The 14653-nt window shown below is 69.8% G+C and carries 12 protein-coding genes and 3 pseudogenes; 6 read left to right on the forward strand and 9 right to left on the reverse strand.

The features are described from left to right. Window positions 1–556: 556 nt before the first annotated feature. Together ABWK59_RS35565 and ABWK59_RS35570 are read left to right on the forward strand one after the other, a co-directional pair. Window positions 557–3037, forward strand: coding sequence for a hypothetical protein (locus ABWK59_RS35565; RefSeq protein ID WP_354645223.1), 2481 nt, complete (start codon window positions 557–559; stop codon window positions 3035–3037). Between the two features lie 51 nt (window positions 3038–3088). After that, window positions 3089–3791 (forward strand): annotated as a pseudogene (locus ABWK59_RS35570) (transposase family protein); the annotation flags it as partial. An 8-nt stretch (window positions 3792–3799) separates the two neighbouring features. Here the strand turns inward: ABWK59_RS35570 and ABWK59_RS35575 are convergent. Continuing rightward, a complete protein-coding gene (locus ABWK59_RS35575; RefSeq protein ID WP_354637307.1) occupies window positions 3800–4198 on the reverse strand; it encodes a hypothetical protein in 399 nt (132 codons plus the stop codon). Beyond that, window positions 4195–5049, reverse strand: coding sequence for an IS5 family transposase (locus ABWK59_RS35580; RefSeq protein ID WP_354645224.1), 855 nt, complete (start codon window positions 5047–5049; stop codon window positions 4195–4197). Before ABWK59_RS35580 ends, ABWK59_RS35575 begins: the two co-directional genes overlap by 4 nt. 101 nt (window positions 5050–5150) lie before the next feature. Between ABWK59_RS35580 and ABWK59_RS35585 the strand changes: the two are divergent. After that, window positions 5151–5255: pseudogene (locus ABWK59_RS35585) on the forward strand (IS5/IS1182 family transposase); the annotation flags it as partial. Between the two features lie 279 nt (window positions 5256–5534). Here ABWK59_RS35585 and ABWK59_RS35590 read toward each other — a convergent pair. The 5 genes and pseudogenes from ABWK59_RS35590 to ABWK59_RS35610 form a co-directional block, all read right to left on the reverse strand. Beyond that, the gene (locus ABWK59_RS35590; RefSeq protein WP_354645225.1) at window positions 5535–6092 is read right to left on the reverse strand and encodes a hypothetical protein; all 558 of its coding nucleotides are present in this window, start codon (window positions 6090–6092) and stop codon (window positions 5535–5537) included. Continuing rightward, the gene (locus ABWK59_RS35595) at window positions 6092–8587 is read right to left on the reverse strand and encodes a helix-turn-helix domain-containing protein (RefSeq protein WP_354645226.1); all 2496 of its coding nucleotides are present in this window, start codon (window positions 8585–8587) and stop codon (window positions 6092–6094) included. The genes ABWK59_RS35590 and ABWK59_RS35595 overlap by 1 nt, the downstream gene beginning before the upstream one ends. A 13-nt stretch (window positions 8588–8600) precedes the next feature. After that, a complete protein-coding gene (locus tag ABWK59_RS35600; RefSeq protein ID WP_354645227.1) occupies window positions 8601–9239 on the reverse strand; it encodes a hypothetical protein in 639 nt (212 codons plus the stop codon). Between the two features lie 110 nt (window positions 9240–9349). Further along, window positions 9350–10072 carry a hypothetical protein gene (locus ABWK59_RS35605; RefSeq protein WP_354645385.1) on the reverse strand — a complete coding sequence of 241 codons (723 nt, stop codon included), beginning with the start codon at window positions 10070–10072 and terminating at the stop codon, window positions 9350–9352. Between the two features lie 51 nt (window positions 10073–10123). Beyond that, a pseudogene (locus tag ABWK59_RS35610) lies at window positions 10124–10279 on the reverse strand (endonuclease domain-containing protein); the annotation flags it as partial. Window positions 10280–10386: 107 nt separating this feature from the next. Here ABWK59_RS35610 and ABWK59_RS35615 point away from each other — a divergent pair. After that, complete coding sequence (locus tag ABWK59_RS35615) at window positions 10387–10803, forward strand: hypothetical protein (protein WP_354645228.1); 417 nt, start codon at window positions 10387–10389, stop codon at window positions 10801–10803. Between the two features lie 407 nt (window positions 10804–11210). Here the strand turns inward: ABWK59_RS35615 and ABWK59_RS35620 are convergent, their stop codons facing one another. Then, entirely contained in the window at window positions 11211–11477 is a 267-nt protein-coding gene (locus ABWK59_RS35620; protein ID WP_354644310.1) for a hypothetical protein, read from the reverse strand. Here ABWK59_RS35620 and ABWK59_RS35625 point away from each other — a divergent pair. After that, entirely contained in the window at window positions 11476–12042 is a 567-nt protein-coding gene (locus ABWK59_RS35625; protein WP_354644309.1) for a hypothetical protein, read from the forward strand. The genes ABWK59_RS35620 and ABWK59_RS35625 overlap by 2 nt on opposite strands. 165 nt (window positions 12043–12207) lie before the next feature. Beyond that, the gene (locus tag ABWK59_RS35630; protein ID WP_354644308.1) at window positions 12208–12777 is read left to right on the forward strand and encodes a dienelactone hydrolase family protein; all 570 of its coding nucleotides are present in this window, start codon (window positions 12208–12210) and stop codon (window positions 12775–12777) included. Between the two features lie 311 nt (window positions 12778–13088). On the opposite strand, the gene ABWK59_RS35635 is transcribed toward ABWK59_RS35630, so the two are convergent. Continuing rightward, the gene (locus ABWK59_RS35635; protein WP_420492973.1) at window positions 13089–14234 is read right to left on the reverse strand and encodes an IS701 family transposase; all 1146 of its coding nucleotides are present in this window, start codon (window positions 14232–14234) and stop codon (window positions 13089–13091) included. Window positions 14235–14653: the final 419 nt, after the last annotated feature.

Raw genomic sequence — 14653 nt, forward strand, 5'->3', positions numbered from 1 at the left:
GACGCGCGCGGGGGGCGCGCGAACTCCGCGCGGCCTGTCCATAAGCGCGCCGCGCGCTGTGGGACTGTCCATCGCGCGCAGCCGCGACGGCTGGTCCGCTCTGCCAACGGGTGAGGTGCTCCCCCAGGGCCCGGCACAGCAGGGCGAGGGCGGCGTCGGCGCTGGGGCGGCGCAGGGGTTCGCCGCTGGCGGGGCCGGCAACGATGCTGCTGTCGATCAGGGCGGTCCAGGTGCCGAGCTGCACGTCAGTCCACAGGCGACTCGCCCTTCGACTGCCACGTGAACCGGGTATCGGTCTGCCCGCGCGCTGACTGGCTGTTTGTTCGAGTGGTCTCCGGGAACGCTAGACGTCGGGTCAGATTCGCGCGCATCAGCGCGACATGATCAACCGGTGCCGTAAGGCTTGCCGAAGATCAGGCAGGTGACGCCATCGTGGCCCCATTCCCATCCGGCTCTCTGCCCGGGCTGCCGGGCTACGTCGCCTGGCGAACATCGAATACCTGACTCACAGCAGGAAACTCGTGCCTGCCCGCATGCGATCCAGAAAGAGCGAACCATGACATCCGTGATGGACCAGATATACCAGCAGTTGAAGTCGGTCCTGGGAGGAACCAACAGCAATCAGTTCCTGTCTATGACGGTGCCCGGAACCATGCTCAACCCGGGCGACTTCGCGTACGACACCACCAAGGTCAAGCCAGCGGTAGTCGCAGAGGCCGAGTCCCGGCTCGTCGACCAGATGTTCGACATAGCCGAGATCACCGGCAGTGGCAATGGCCAACACGTCTCCGCGCAGTACCTCCAGGCCCTGAGCACTCTCGTGCCGAAGTTCGATCCCATGATGCCGACCGTGAAGAACCGGCTGCGGGAATTCTTGCGTTCGCCAGCTCCCCCAGACGCCGTCGTAGACGGAGACCCGTTTACCGGCTCAACTCTGGAGGAGCTGTACTTTGCCCTTTACGACTCGTGGTTGAGAAAGAAGGGCGCGTGGGAGCAGCAGGTTGTCAAACAGAAGCAGGAGCTGACGAAGGAACAGTTCGTCGAATGGTACGAGGGGCACGCTGAGACGGAGCTGGCGGCTATCGACGCAGCCGAAGGCCGGCTGGTTTCCGTGTTCTCGCCATCGGATATGAAGGCCATTCTCGGAGCGCTTGCCGCCGGGCCCGGTGGTGAGATCACCGACGCGGTGAGCCAGGTCCTGGACATGCGATTGCCGTCACCCAGCGGAGGGTACGTCTTCCCGATCGACCTGTCTCCCAGCGACTGGTTCCGGGAACTCGCCAGCGACCAGGCGCCGGTCGACCTTCTCGACGATCCACGGTTCATTGCCTTGAGCCTTACCGGCCGTCGGCAGGCCTTGGACGCCACGATCAGCCAGGTGAAGGCCCTGATCAGCCGGATGCCGACCGCGGGAGCGCTCGCCACGGCGACCGCCGCCGTGACCACCGCGCAGACCGAGTTCACAGCCGCACAGAACACGCTGGTCAACCAGTACTCGGCGAACACCGTCACCGCGATCGATCTCGTCCTGGCGGCGATCGCACCAGGAGGCGCCGCCACCGTCGACGCCTTGGACAAGCAGGTGGCCGCGGTCAGTTCTGCCAAGGGCGAGAGCCTTCCCGCGACAAAAGCGATGCGCGCCAACGGAATGCCTCTGTCCCCAGCCGATCTCCAGAAACTTCTGGACGGGCACCAGCGTGTACTCGACGCCCAGTCCAAACTGATCACCAGTGCGCAGAACCTGGCTGATGCCGGCATGAACCTGGCGTCGGAGCAAGCACAGACGTTCGGTGAACTACCGGTGATGCTCGACCGCCTGCGGTCCCAGCTCGCCGACGTCACCGCCCTGCAGGCTCAGCTCGCAACCATCGCCGCGAACCCCGCCCCGACCCCGGTGCCAGCGAAAAACGTCGCACAAGACGAGAAATCGATCACGGCCGTCCGCACGATCATCAACGAGGCGGAGTCCGCGACGTCGGCCGCGACATGGCTGACCCGCCTGTACGTGATTGTCAAGGAGGCAGACGCGGCGAAGCCGCTGTACACAACGTCCGTGACCGCATGGCTGGCGTTCGTCGCGGACGCCCTCACCGGAGCGGTCAACGACGTCGCCCACGCCGCTGCCGAGGTCCGCCAGGCCGCACTGGACGCCTCGAACGCGCCTGGCGCCACCGGCGAAACAGTCAAGGCCGCCGTCGGTCGTGCCATCGAAGGACGCCCGACCGCGGTCGTTCCGGTCCTGCAAACGATCACCGACGAAATCGGATCCGCCTCCGCAGCCGCGGGCGCCCTCGAAAAGGTCGACAGCCAGATCAAGAGGCTGAACGCCGAAGGCCAGTCAGCGGTCACCGCCGGCTTGAGCGCAGTCTCGAACGCGCAGAAGCAAGCATTCCCGCCCGCACCGGCCCCACCTTCGGACACGGTGACCGCCGCGATCCCAACCGGCATTACAGCACTCCACGATTACCTGACCGGAGCCACCAACGCAGCCGCGGTCAGTCTCGCCGCCGCGAGCGCCGCCGCGAGCGCCGCCGCCCAGCATGCGAAGGGCTACCAGGAGAGCACCGACCCGTCGTCCGCGCGGTCTCAGACCGCAGACCGGTGGATGGAGCTGAAGTTCTCGCTCAAATCCAGCGAGATGACCTCGAACAAGTCCACGTCCAGCCTGTACTCGCAAACCAACTGGAGAACGAGCCTTTTCCTCGGGTCCGCGAGCGGCAGCAGCAAGCCGGCACAGTATCAACTGATGTTCCGGAGCCGGGCCGCCTGCGGCCCGGCTCCGGCGAGCAGCCATCGCCTCCCCGCGGCTGCTCTGGCGTCCTGCAAACAGCGGGGATGGGGTCCGAGCGGCGAGGAGCAGCCACGACAGGGCGCCGGTACGCCCCCCGGCTCGCCTCGCCCAGCATCCCGCCCGGTTCCAGTGGTTCCCACAAGGCAGGATGCGGACCGCGGGTTCCCGTGCTCAGCTTCAGTAGGGCGCGAGAGTGTAATCAGTCCCGTGCCATTGAGCCTCTTTCATCCTGTCCCGACAGGGTGAAATGCCTGGTCAGCGAGTTGTAGTGACGCAACAAGGCCCCTCGTCGTTGCCGTGGTGATCTCACTCATCACGTCGCCGCCGAGGGGCCCTGTTGGTCTCGTATCCTGCCATGCTCGACGTCCCGCACGAGCTGGTCGAGCACGTCTCGTGGCTGATCCATACCCGAAGGTGTGAACTCGGTTCGCGGTGGCGGAAGTTGGGCTGCTTCAAGCAGGCATTGCTGGTCCTGGCGCATCTACGGAAGAACGAGACGCTCGCCCAGGTCGGAGCCGGGTTCGGGGTGTCGGAGGCGACCGCCTGGCGGTACGTGGACGAGACCCTGGAGGTCTTGGCGGCGTGGGCACCGGGCCTGCGCGAGGCGCTGGTGGGTCTGGGCGAGGGCGACTTCGTGATCGTCGACGGGACCCTGATCCCGACCGACCGGATCAAGGCGGACGAGCCGTACTACTCGCAGAAGCACCGCAAGCACGGGATGAACGTCCAGGTCGTCGCCACGCCCGACGGCACACCGCTCTGGTTCTCCCGCGCCCTGCCCGGTCGCACCCACGACCTGACCGCCGCCCGCGCCCACGGCATCGTCCAGGCCTGCCTGACCAGGGAGATCCTGGTCCTGGCGGACAGGGCCTACCAGGGTGCCGGCGCCACCGTCCGCACCCCGTACTACCGACACGACGAACTGCCCGAGCACTACAAGCAGTACAACCGGGACCACGCCCGCCTCAGGGCACCCGGCGAACGCGCCTTCGCCCGACTCAGTGGACGTTAAGTCCGTTTCTGGTATCGGCCTCGTCCGGGTTGGGTGAGGAAGCCTTGGCGAGTGAGGCGTCCGAGGCGGCTGCGGGTGATGTTGACGGACGCCTCGTCGGTGGGCATGCCGAGGAGTTCGTGCAGCTCGCGCGCCCGGAACTCCTGGTCGGGGTGCTGGTTGAAGGCGTTCACGATGGCCTGGTAGGTGGTGTTCGTCTCGGGTGGTTCGGGTTCGGTCCCTGCCGGCGTGATCTCCGCGATGATCTTTCGGGCGGTGGCCAGGTCCGTGAGCCGCGCTTCGGTTTCGGTCAGGTCGGCGGCGAGCTCTTCGATCCGGGCGCGCAGTTCAGCGGCCCGGGTGGCGGCCTCGTCCTGCCGGACCTGGAGGTCTGCCAGGAGTTCGGCGATGTTCACGCGGCCAGTCCGAGGGTGTCGCGCCAGCTGAGGGCGGGTGTGGTGAGGCGGCGGGCCATGTTGGCGGTGGAGGCCCAGTAGACGCGTGAGGCGGAGGTGTCGGGCCGGTGGTCGTACTCGCGGGCGAGGCGCCGGTGCAGCATCAGGGTGCCGTTCGTCTGCTCCACCACCCACCGCTTCGGCTGCGGGACGAAGCCCTTGCCCTGGTCGGCGGGGTTGCGGCGGACGACCTCGACGTCGATGTCCAGCAAGGCGCCGTGGATGACGACCTCGTCCTTGAAGCCCTGGTCCACCAGGGCCTTCTCCAGTCGCATCCCGCACCGCTCGGCGGCCTGGTCGAGCAGGGCGGTGCCGGCGGCGTTGTCGTGAGCGGAGGCGGCCAGGACGACGACCCCGATGATCAGCCCCATGACGTCCACGGCCAGCCCCCGCTTGCGCCCCGACACCTTCTTGTTGGCGTCCAGTCCCGTCGTGGTCCTCGGGACACCGGCGGCCGCGCGGACGGACTGGGTGTCGATGATCACGAGGGACGGGTCCTCTAATCGGCGGGCCCTCTCCCGCACCTGGCAGCGCAGGAGTTCCTGGATCCGCTGGTCGAGACCGTCCTGGCGCCACAGCGTGAAGTAGTAGAACACCGCCGACCAGGACGGCAGGTCATGGGGCAGGTAGCGCCACTGACAGCCCGTCTGGTTTTGGTAGAAGACCGCGTTCACGACCTCCCGCAGATCACAGACCCCGGGATCCCCGGTCGCCGACCGCGCCACCCGGTCCTGCTTCCAGGCCGTGATCATCGGCTCGATCAACACCCACTGCTCGTCCGACAAGTCGCTCGGATACGCCCGTCTGTCCATGGGCCGCAGAACATCACCCGAGTCCAGACCGGCACGCCAGTTCGGCTGGCGTTCACACGAACGAGCGATCACGAACCCAGAGAAAGGGGACTTAACGTCCACTCAAATCCTGGCGACTCCTACGACGGGCCCGCTGCTCGACCAACCGGATCAGCCGGACCGTTGCAGCCGTCCACACCCTCCTGACCTGGCAAAACCCAGGATGAAAGAGGCTCATTCACAACTCCCATTTTCCTCCCAACGCGGACCGCTGGGGCCGTTACTGAAGAGCCCGGCTGCATATACAGCCATGTCCCGATAGAAGAGCGCCTGATTCTTGTTGTAATCAGGGTTGCCGTGTGGGTCAGGATTGAACTTGTACACACCCCATTCTAGGCTTCTGACCTGCACAAACACCCAGCGACCCAGGCCAGCGACCAAAGCGACCGGAGCGTAGCTCGGTAGCTGCGAGCCCCCCGCCAGCCAGTGCCCGGTGCTTGGGCTGATCAGCTGTTGAGGTCGAAGTCGTCGGGGTCGTACTCGAAGTCGTCGGCGGTGAATCCGGCGTACCCGCCTCCGCCGTTGAAGTAGTCGGCGAGGGCTTCGCCGATCACCTCGCGCACCGCTCCCTCGTCCTGGGCGCGGGCCAGGGCCGCGGCTTGGTCGCCGGTGAGGCTGAGGTGGATGTCGCGGGCCCGGACGGCGTCCGATCCCTGGATCTCGAACGTGTGGGTGCGCCCGACCCGGGCGGTGACCCCGGAGTACGGGCCGAGCTTCTGCAGCTGCTTGGCCTTGCGCTCGCGGCCCCGCTCGGTGGTCTGCACCTCGATCGCGTCGCGCTGGAGCTGGTCGACGTGCTGCTTCTTGGTGGGGTGGCGGGTGCCGTCGATCCAGCGCAGCACGGTACGGGGAGAGACGCCGTACGCGGCGGCCATGGCCTTGGTGTTGCCGCCGAACTTGCGCTCGCGGACCTGCCCGGCCTGGGTCGTGGTCTGGACGGGCGCCTTGCGCGAGGGGAACAGCGCCTCGCGTACCCGCCCGAACATGTCTTTGAGGCCGGCCATCAGTTGTCGCCTTCCTGCTCGTCGTTCCCGGCGTCGGCGTCTTCGGCGGCCTGCTCCGGGCCGATGTAGGTGCCGTCGGTGGCGTAGTGGTGGACCAGCTTGGACGGGTGCTCACGGCGGCCCATCGCCTCGATCGCGGCCTGCAGCGGGATCGAGGACTCGTGCTTGTGGCTGCCCGGCGCGATGCCCAGCCGCAGCGCGCCGGGCACGGGGGTGCCGTCGTTCTTCACGGGCAGGAGCTCGAGCGGGGTGGGGGCGTCGGTGGCGTAGAGGTAGGAGTCGACGTTGACGGCGAACGGGGCGCGGCCGGTCAGCTGGAGGGTCTTGCGCAGGCGGCGGTGGGCGGCGATCCGGGCGGCGGCGATGATGTGGAAGCGGATCTCCGGCCGGTAGGACCAGGAGGCGGCGACCTTCTCCAGCCACGCCTGGTCGTCCAGGTGGCGGGCGGAGTCGGCCCATTTGCCGATGCCGCCCTTGTAGATGTTCTTGTACAGGGCGGCCAGGGTCAGGGCGTCGGCGCGGACCGGGTCGGTGCCGATGTCCTTGTGCACGATGTAGGCGGCGAGGAACTCGGCGGGGGCCTGGCCGTCGACCAGGCCGAGGTCGGCGTAGGCGCGCTTGTAGCCGGCCCGGATGCGGCCGGTCCACTCCTTGAGCAGCGGCGCGGTGTGGGTGCTGAGGTACGCCTCGGTGATGGTGGCCGGGTCGAAGCCGTAGGTGGTGGCCATGTAGGCGACGGTCGGCGTGGCGTACCAGCCCGGGCCGGTGGGCGGGCGGCCGTGGAAGGTGGCCGGGTGTGGCAACAGCTCGTCCACCGGGGTGCCGGTGAAATCTGCCCACCAGAGGCCGGCGGTCTTGCCGCCGTCCCAGGCCGGGTTCCGCGCGGGCTCGAGCGGGCCGATGGGCAGGCGCAGGGAGTCGGTGACGGACAGGTAGGAGGCGCAGACGTCGACCGCGACCGCGAACCGGCGGACGGCTTCCTCGGCGGTGAGCTCGCGGGCCCACCACTTGTAGTCCTCCTCCTCGCACACCGCCTCGCCGCGGGAAAGCAGGTCGCGGGTGAGCGGGTGGCGGGCCCCGGCGGCCGGCGCAACGCACAGGTTCCCCTTCGGGAGGGCGCCCTCGCGCAGGTGGGAGGACCACTCCCCGGTCGTCTCGTCCTTGACCCACTCCACGCGCGGGCGGACCGCGTCCAGGAGCAGCATCGCGGTGGTGGCGGTGGTGGCGCCGGGGGCGGCGCCGAGGTCGGTGGTGAAGGCGCGGTAGCGGCGGGTCAGGGTGAGGCCGTCCTTGGTGCCGTCGGGGGCGGTGGCGAGCGGGGCGGCGAGGGCGCTGGTGGCCTGCTGACGGGCATCGCCCTGGCCGAGCCAGGGCGCGACGGTGACCCGGACCGAGGTCTTCGGTCCGCCGGCCGATCCGGTGCGGCGGAAGACGTGGAAGCTCGGGCCGATCTGGTCGCTGATCTCCATGCCCACCACGGCGGCGGCCTTCGCCAGCTTCGTGTGCAGCGCGGCCAGGGCCTTCTCGGTGGCGGGCAGGGCGGTGGGCAGGCCGAGCTGCTTGAGCGCACCAGCGGTCAGGCAGACCATGCCGTCACCGCCGCGCCCCGAGGCGTGGGCACGCTCAACGCGCAGCGGCAGCCCGGTGCCCAGCCACGCGAACCAGTCGCCGAGCTTCGGTCCGGCCGGGGCCGGGATCTGCGGGACGTCCAGCACCCATGCGCCGTCCTCGGCGACGTCCAGCGCGACCGCCGGCCACCAGCGCGCAGCGGCAGCGGACGGAGCAGCGGGGCGTGCCGAAGCCGGACGGGCTGCAGCCGGGCGGGCAGCGGGGCGGGCCGTCGCCGGGCGCGTCTTGGCCGCCGGGGCCGACGTGGCGGTGGGTGCGGGCCGGACCGGCTCGGAGGCGACGGGAGCAGCAGCGGGTGCGGGGGTGGCTGTTGGCTGCTCGGCCGGGGCCGGCGTCGTCGTCGGCGCCGGCTGCTGGGTGGCTTCGACGGCCGGCTCGGTAGCCGGGGTGGCGGCGGGGCGGCAGAACCCGCCCAGGTGCATCGGGCGCCCCTGGGCGCGATAGACCGAGGGCTGGCCGCACTGCACGCACGGCGCCGCGGTGGCCATCAGCAGCGAGCCATCCGGGTTCTGGTCGAGCACCGGGACGGCGGGCGCGTCGGTGACGTGCTGGGCGGTCGCCGGGGCCTGGACAGGCGTCTGCGGCGCGGCCGGGATCGACGTCGCCGCGGGCTGCTCGGGCGCCGGGAAACGCGCTGCCAGGCCCTCCAGGAGGCGCGTGTAGGCCGGAGCGATGTCCGGGCCCGGGACGGCGCTGCCGTCCTCCCAGGCGACCACCAGCGTCGAGTTGACCCGCAGGGCCGCGGCAACCTGCGCGGGCGTCAGCCCGGCCGCCAGGCGCAGCCGCTTGCGCTCCGCCGGCAGCGGCAGGCCGGTGCTCACGGCGGCGAGCAGCGCGTCGACGGAGTCGAACAGCTCGTCGGACATCGGCGTGGTCTCCTCAGCGTCCGTTGGGTCGGGTCGGGTCGAGACGCGGGTCGCCGAACAGGGCGTCGAAGACCCGCTCGGTGACGCAGGCGATCAGGCCCTGCTCGGCGTCGCGCAGGGTGTAGCCGGCGGTGCGCCCGAGGTCGGCCACCGCGATCGGGACCTGGGGGCGGTAGTAGAAGGTCAGCTCCCGGCCGGCGAACTCCGTCGGCTCCACCACCGTCTGCGCAGGGTTGAACGGCAGGGTGAACGACGGCAGGTCGGCGACGTCCGGCTCAGCGGCCAGGTGGAGGAGGCCGTCGTCGGCGGTGCGGAACGCGGACACGAGATTCACCCCGCCGCTGCGGCGGTCGCGCGGCAGCCCATGGCCCTCGAGGACCCGGCCGAGCTGGGAAGCGGACATCGCGCCCGCCATGGCCAGCGCGCTGCGGTTCGAGTAGGCGCCGACCGCGTCCGCACGGGACATCGCCACCTCCCGGAACACCGCCAGGTGCTGGATGAGTCGGCTGGTACGGGCGACCAGGTCGACCAGGGCGTCGAAGTCGGAGGCCTGCGGCGGCTCCACCAAGCGCTCTCCGCGCAGCCCGGCGAGCAGCGCGGTGCCCAAGTCGCCGGGCACCTCGACCTGCTCACCGCCAATGCTGATCCTCACAAGACACTCCCTAACAGTAGGACCTAACCAAATAGTAGGGCTCTGCACTTTGGAAGTCCAGAACGAAGGGACGCGCGGAATGACCGCACGCCCCTTCACCCCCGTCCGGGTCAGGCCGACCGACAGCCCTGCCGGTCGCCCCAGTGCCCGAGCAGGACGCGCCAGTGCCAGCGGGCCCGCGAGAACACCGCCCACCGCGCATCCGACAGGTCACCGGCCAGGTCCTCCAGCACGATCCGCACCGCCAGGTCCAACCAGCCGGCCATGTAGCCGTAGCCCAGCAACAGCTCCCGCAGCTCCTCGACCATGGCCGGCAGCTGCTCGTCATCCCGCCAGTGCGCGGCACGGAACTGCTCCGCCGTCAGAGGCCGGCTCAGCAGCACCGGCACCGCCAGCTCGGCGAAGTCGCGGTCCCTGGCCTCGTGGCGGCTCATGTCGACGGGGCCGCGCAGCTGCTGATGGAGCTCCCGGGCGCCGTCGGTGGAGGCGGCGGCCACGACCAGGGCGCGGGGAGCGGGACTGTTCACCCCGTCGTCCGGCTCCCGCGTCACCCACACCCAGTACGGCTCAGACCAGGCCACCAGCCGCGCCCGGTGCCGCTCGGCCTCCGCGTCGTCGCACAGCGGCCCGATCTTCGCCCACGCCCTCGTCCGGATCGCCGGCTCCTTCGTCACCGGCGCCCAGTACACGTACGGCAGCACCAACTGCTCCTGCACCGCGCGCAGCCGCCGCTCGAACTCCCCGACCGGCGCCCCGAGGTAGGCGACATCCCCGGCGTACCGGTCCAGCTCCACCGTCCCGCTGCGCCAAAGCGCCCGGTGCAGATCCCCCACCAGGCTCTGAAACAACCCGGCGGGCAGGCGCAGCGCCGCCTCCAGCAACCCGAGCCGGGAATTGCACCGCCTACACAACGCGCCCCGCACCTCGCACGAGACGTGGTCGTGATCGACCTGCACCGACGGCCTCGTGCACAACTCGCACCGCGGGTACTCCGCGAGGAATGCCGCCTTCGCCTCCGACGACATCCGCCGATAGTCCATGCCCACCTCCAGGCCCGGATCCGACCTTCCGACGACACGGTCGCAGGCGCGGCCGACAGACGGTTCGGGCTCCGGGAACGGGCGGGGGCGGCTGGCAGGATGACCCGATGGACGACGCCACCGCACCCAGCCCGGCTGAGCAGGTTCGCCTCGACCTCGACACGCTGCGCCTGCGCATGGATCCCGACCAGTTCCGGGTCCTCGGCACGCTCCTCAACGGCGCCCTCACCAGCCTCTCCGGACCTGCCCGGGAGGGGCGCGTCGACCTCTCCGACGAAGACGAGGTCCTCCTCACCCGCGAGGTCAAGAACGAACTCCTGACCATCCTGGCGATCATGGCCACGGGCAAGATGGACCACCACATCGTCGATCTCGGCAACGGCGCCACCACGGTGATGGACGCAGGTGCCGCGAACGACCCGGACGCGGTCCAGCGGGCGCGGGACCGCGTCGAACGGCACCGCGCTGAACAGGAACACACCGAGTCGGTCCTGCGCGGCATCGAGGAGGCGTCGCAGGACTGAGGGCCGCCGCTGCGCCGCTCAGCCCGTGCGCAGTGCGGTGTCGCAGTCCCGGCACACCCACTGCCGCTTGTTCGGCGGGTACCAGGAGGAGCCCGGTCCGGCCGGTAGGAGAGCTTCTCCATGCCCAAGGTGTCCTTGCCGCAGAACGTCTGGTCGGCGGGATCGCCGGGTACGGCCGAGTCGGCGGGAGCGGCGTGGATCTTGCCGGTGTAGGACACCACATTGCCGGGGCCGAAGTCCCGGCTAAGCTCCCTGCGCGGCTCCTCGAGCACGATGACCGTCATACCCATCACCCTCCGGTCCGGCGCCGTGAGGCGCACCCCGGCGCAGCCCGTGCTCACGGCCGGAGTCGGGGCCCTGGGACAGGCCCGGCGGAAGCAACGCGCCGCGGTCGGCCTGGGGCCGGCTCAGTGGCTGTCACCCGCCCAGTCCCATCGAAGCGGGTCCGCCGGGCGGGGCTCGTAGTGGGCACGGCCGCCCGGGCCGTAGCGGCCGAGCTCGGTGAGCAGCGCGGCACCTTCGGCAAGTTGCTCGCCGTCCCAGCCCGTGACGTCCAGCAGGAGACCGTCCAGCGGGCCGGCGCAGAGCTCTCGGTAGGCGTGACCGGGCTTCGGACCGGGGTCGTCGTGGTCCGCCCCGTACACCCGGCCCCTCATCAGCGCCCCGTCGTCCATGTCAGCCAGCATCCCAGCCGCCACCGACACCGGGCCGGGATCACCACCACGTCTCGGCGCTGCCCGATTCCTGCGCCCAGTCGCCGTCCTGGTCGCGGTCGGCAGAGCGAGGGCCGGCCTCCAGCGACTGGATCTCGTCGCGGACCAGCTCGGTGATCCAGTCGACCTCGCCCCCAAGGGCATCGAGCTGCGCCCCAAGGAGATCGGCCTCGCCCGGACGCTCATGGACGCCACCACCGAGGACTTCCAGATCGAGGCCGAGCACGACGAGTACGCCCACGCCCTGGAGCAAGTCGTCGAAGCCCGCCTCGCCGGCCTTGAACCCCCGCACGCCCCCAAGTCACGTGTCCTGCCGCCCGGCGGCACGGTCACCGACCTCATGGCCGTCCTCGAACGCGCCCTCGCCGACGCCCGCGAGCAGCACCCCAAGACCAGCGACGCCGTCAGGAGCACCAGCAGCACCCGGACGACGAAGAAGACCACAGACCGGAAGACCACCGGCAAGCCGCTGTCGGTGGATGTGCCCAAGGCGCCGGCCAGGAAGGGCCGGACCCCGCCGACATGAGCCGCACGAGGTGACCTCACACCAGGACAGACGTCGCCTGCGGGGGATGGAGGCAAGCTGCCTGCCGCGCACTCATGAGATGTGAGATGGTCGGGCGCTGAGTGAGGTACCAGCCTCCTGGTGCGTTTCCGGAACAGTCGATCAATAGGCGAAGGACCGCGAAATATGGCTGAGGTTCTGCTCTACCACCACGTCCAGGGCTTGACTGACGGGGTCCGGGCGTTCGCCGACGACCTGCGACAGGCCGGCCACACAGTACACACTCCGGATCTGTTCGAGGGCCGCACCTTCGGCAGCCTCGAGGAGGGCATGGGGTTCGCGCGGGAAATCGGGTTCGACACCCTCAGGGAACGTGGTGCGGCAGCGGCCGAGGACCTCGGCCGGGAACTGGTGTACGCCGGCCTCTCGTTCGGCGTGACGATCGCCCAGAAGCTCGCGCAGACGCGGCCCGGCGCACGTGGAGCACTGCTGATGCACTCCTGCATCCCCGTCACCGAGTACGGGGAGTCCTGGCCCGACAGTGTGCCGGTGCAGATCCACGGCAAGGAGGGCGACGAGTTCTTCGACGAAGACCTGCCCGCGGCGCGCGAGCTGGCCAAGTCCGCATCGGCTGCGGAGCTGTTCGTCTACCCCGGCGAACAGCACCTGTTCACCGACGCCTCTCTCGAGTCCTTCGACGCGGAGGCGTCCAAGCTGCTGCTGGAGCGCGTGCGGACGTTCCTCGCCTCGGTCTGATCCCCGCCGCTTGCGGACGGGGCGGGCCGGACACCGCGTTGGTGTCCGGCCCGCCCCGTGTGGTCATCTCGGATCTGGCTACTGGTCAGGAGTAGCTGGCTGTGCCTGCGCCTCCGCGTGGTCGGCCTAGTACTGCAACCGCATCTGGTGGTTCTGGGGGATCTGGCCTCGGCGTTTGTAGTGGGATCGGCGGGCTCGGGCCTGGCTGCGGCGTCGGAAGCGTGACCAGCGCAGATGGTGCTCGTTGGTCTGGTGGTGGGGCCTGACGAGGTGGCCCATGAGTCGGCGGATCTCCGGGACGCTCAGGGGTATCAGCTCGTGCTCGTCGTCGGTGCCGCCCCCTTTGCGGCTTCGTGGGCGCGCAGGGCGGTCAGGTAGGCGAGCGCGGCCATGGCCAGGGTGATGTGTCGGTACCAGGCGCGGTAGAGGCGGACCTGGTAGTGGTCCAGGCCGCACTCCGTCTTCGCGGCCTGGAACGACTCCTCGATCGTCCACCGCGCGGCGGCCACTTTGACCAGGTCCTTCAGGCGGGTGCCGACGGGGCCGTGGCAGACGTAGTGGGCGATCTCGGTGGGATCGCCGAGCGACCTGCGGGCGAGGACCCAGTGGCCGAAGCCGTTCTCCCACACCGGGCGGATCGCGATGCGGGCCCAGTCGTAGATCCGCTCGCCGCGGGTGCCCTGGCCTGCGGAGATGCGTTTCCAGGCCTGCCGCGGCAGGGAGGCGATCAGCTCGTCCACCCGGGTCTCGGCCCAGCGCACGGTGGTCACGGTGTCGTTGACCTTGGTGGCGAGCACGTGGGCGATGCGGCGTTCCTCCAGCCAGGACCTGAGGTGTTTGACCTGGCCGTAGGCCTCGTCGGCGGTGACCCAGGCGAACGGGACGCGGGCGTCGATCGCGCGCTGGAGCATCCACTTGAGGTGCTCGTTCTTCGTTGCGAACGGCACCTCGTCCCCGATGCCGGCGGCTCGGCAGCGTTCCCGGTCGTCGGTCCACGAGACGGGCAGATAGAGCTCGCGGTCGATCAAGGCCCGGCCCTTGGAGGAGGCGTAGGCCAGGAACGTGCCGATCTGGCAGTTCTCGGTGCGGCCGGCGGTGCCGCTGTATTGGCGCTGGACACCGGCCGACCGGGTGCCCTTCTTCAGGAAGCCGGTGTCGTCGCCGATCAGGATCCCGTCCCTGGCGCCGATGGTCTCCACCACGAAGTCGCGCACGTCGTCACGGACCGCGTCCTCGTCCCACTCGGAGAGGTTCAGCAGGCGCTGAACCCCGTCCGGACGGAGCTGCCCGACCTGCTCGGCCAGGGTCCAGCCGTTCTTCCGCTCCAGCGGGGCGAGCAGCCCGGTCAGGTAGTCCAGCGCCCGATCGCGGGGCTCCGACCTGCCGAAACGATGGGCGATGCGGGCATGGAACCCGACTATCCCCTCGAACCACGACTCGACCTGTTCAACCGTCAGCTCATCAGCACACAGACACACCAACGAGCCCAACACCACAACGTCACGCAGATGCGGTTGCAGTACTAGGCCTCGAGGGCGTCGGCAGCGCTGCTCACCAGGCGGACGAACTGCTCGTCCGGCCTGAGCTTGTCGAGGCCGGCCTGCCACCAGCCGAGGACTGCTGCCCCGACTGCGCCGGACAGGAAGACAGCGACATCCTGATCGTCACCGACGACGGCGTCACACTCATCCCGAAGAACCCCGCCTGACGGGCACGATGACCGTCATACTCCTCACCCTCCGGTCCGGCGCCGTGGGGCGCAGCTGGAGCGGCCCGCGTGGCCGCGGGGAGTTCATTCCGTCGTCCGGCTCCCGGGCCAGCACGATCCGCAGGTGCGGCGGCACCCCGGGTCCGCTCCATCGGACGCGAACGCTGG

This window comes from Kitasatospora sp. HUAS MG31, assembly GCF_040571325.1.
Classification (GTDB): domain Bacteria; phylum Actinomycetota; class Actinomycetes; order Streptomycetales; family Streptomycetaceae; genus Kitasatospora; species Kitasatospora camelliae.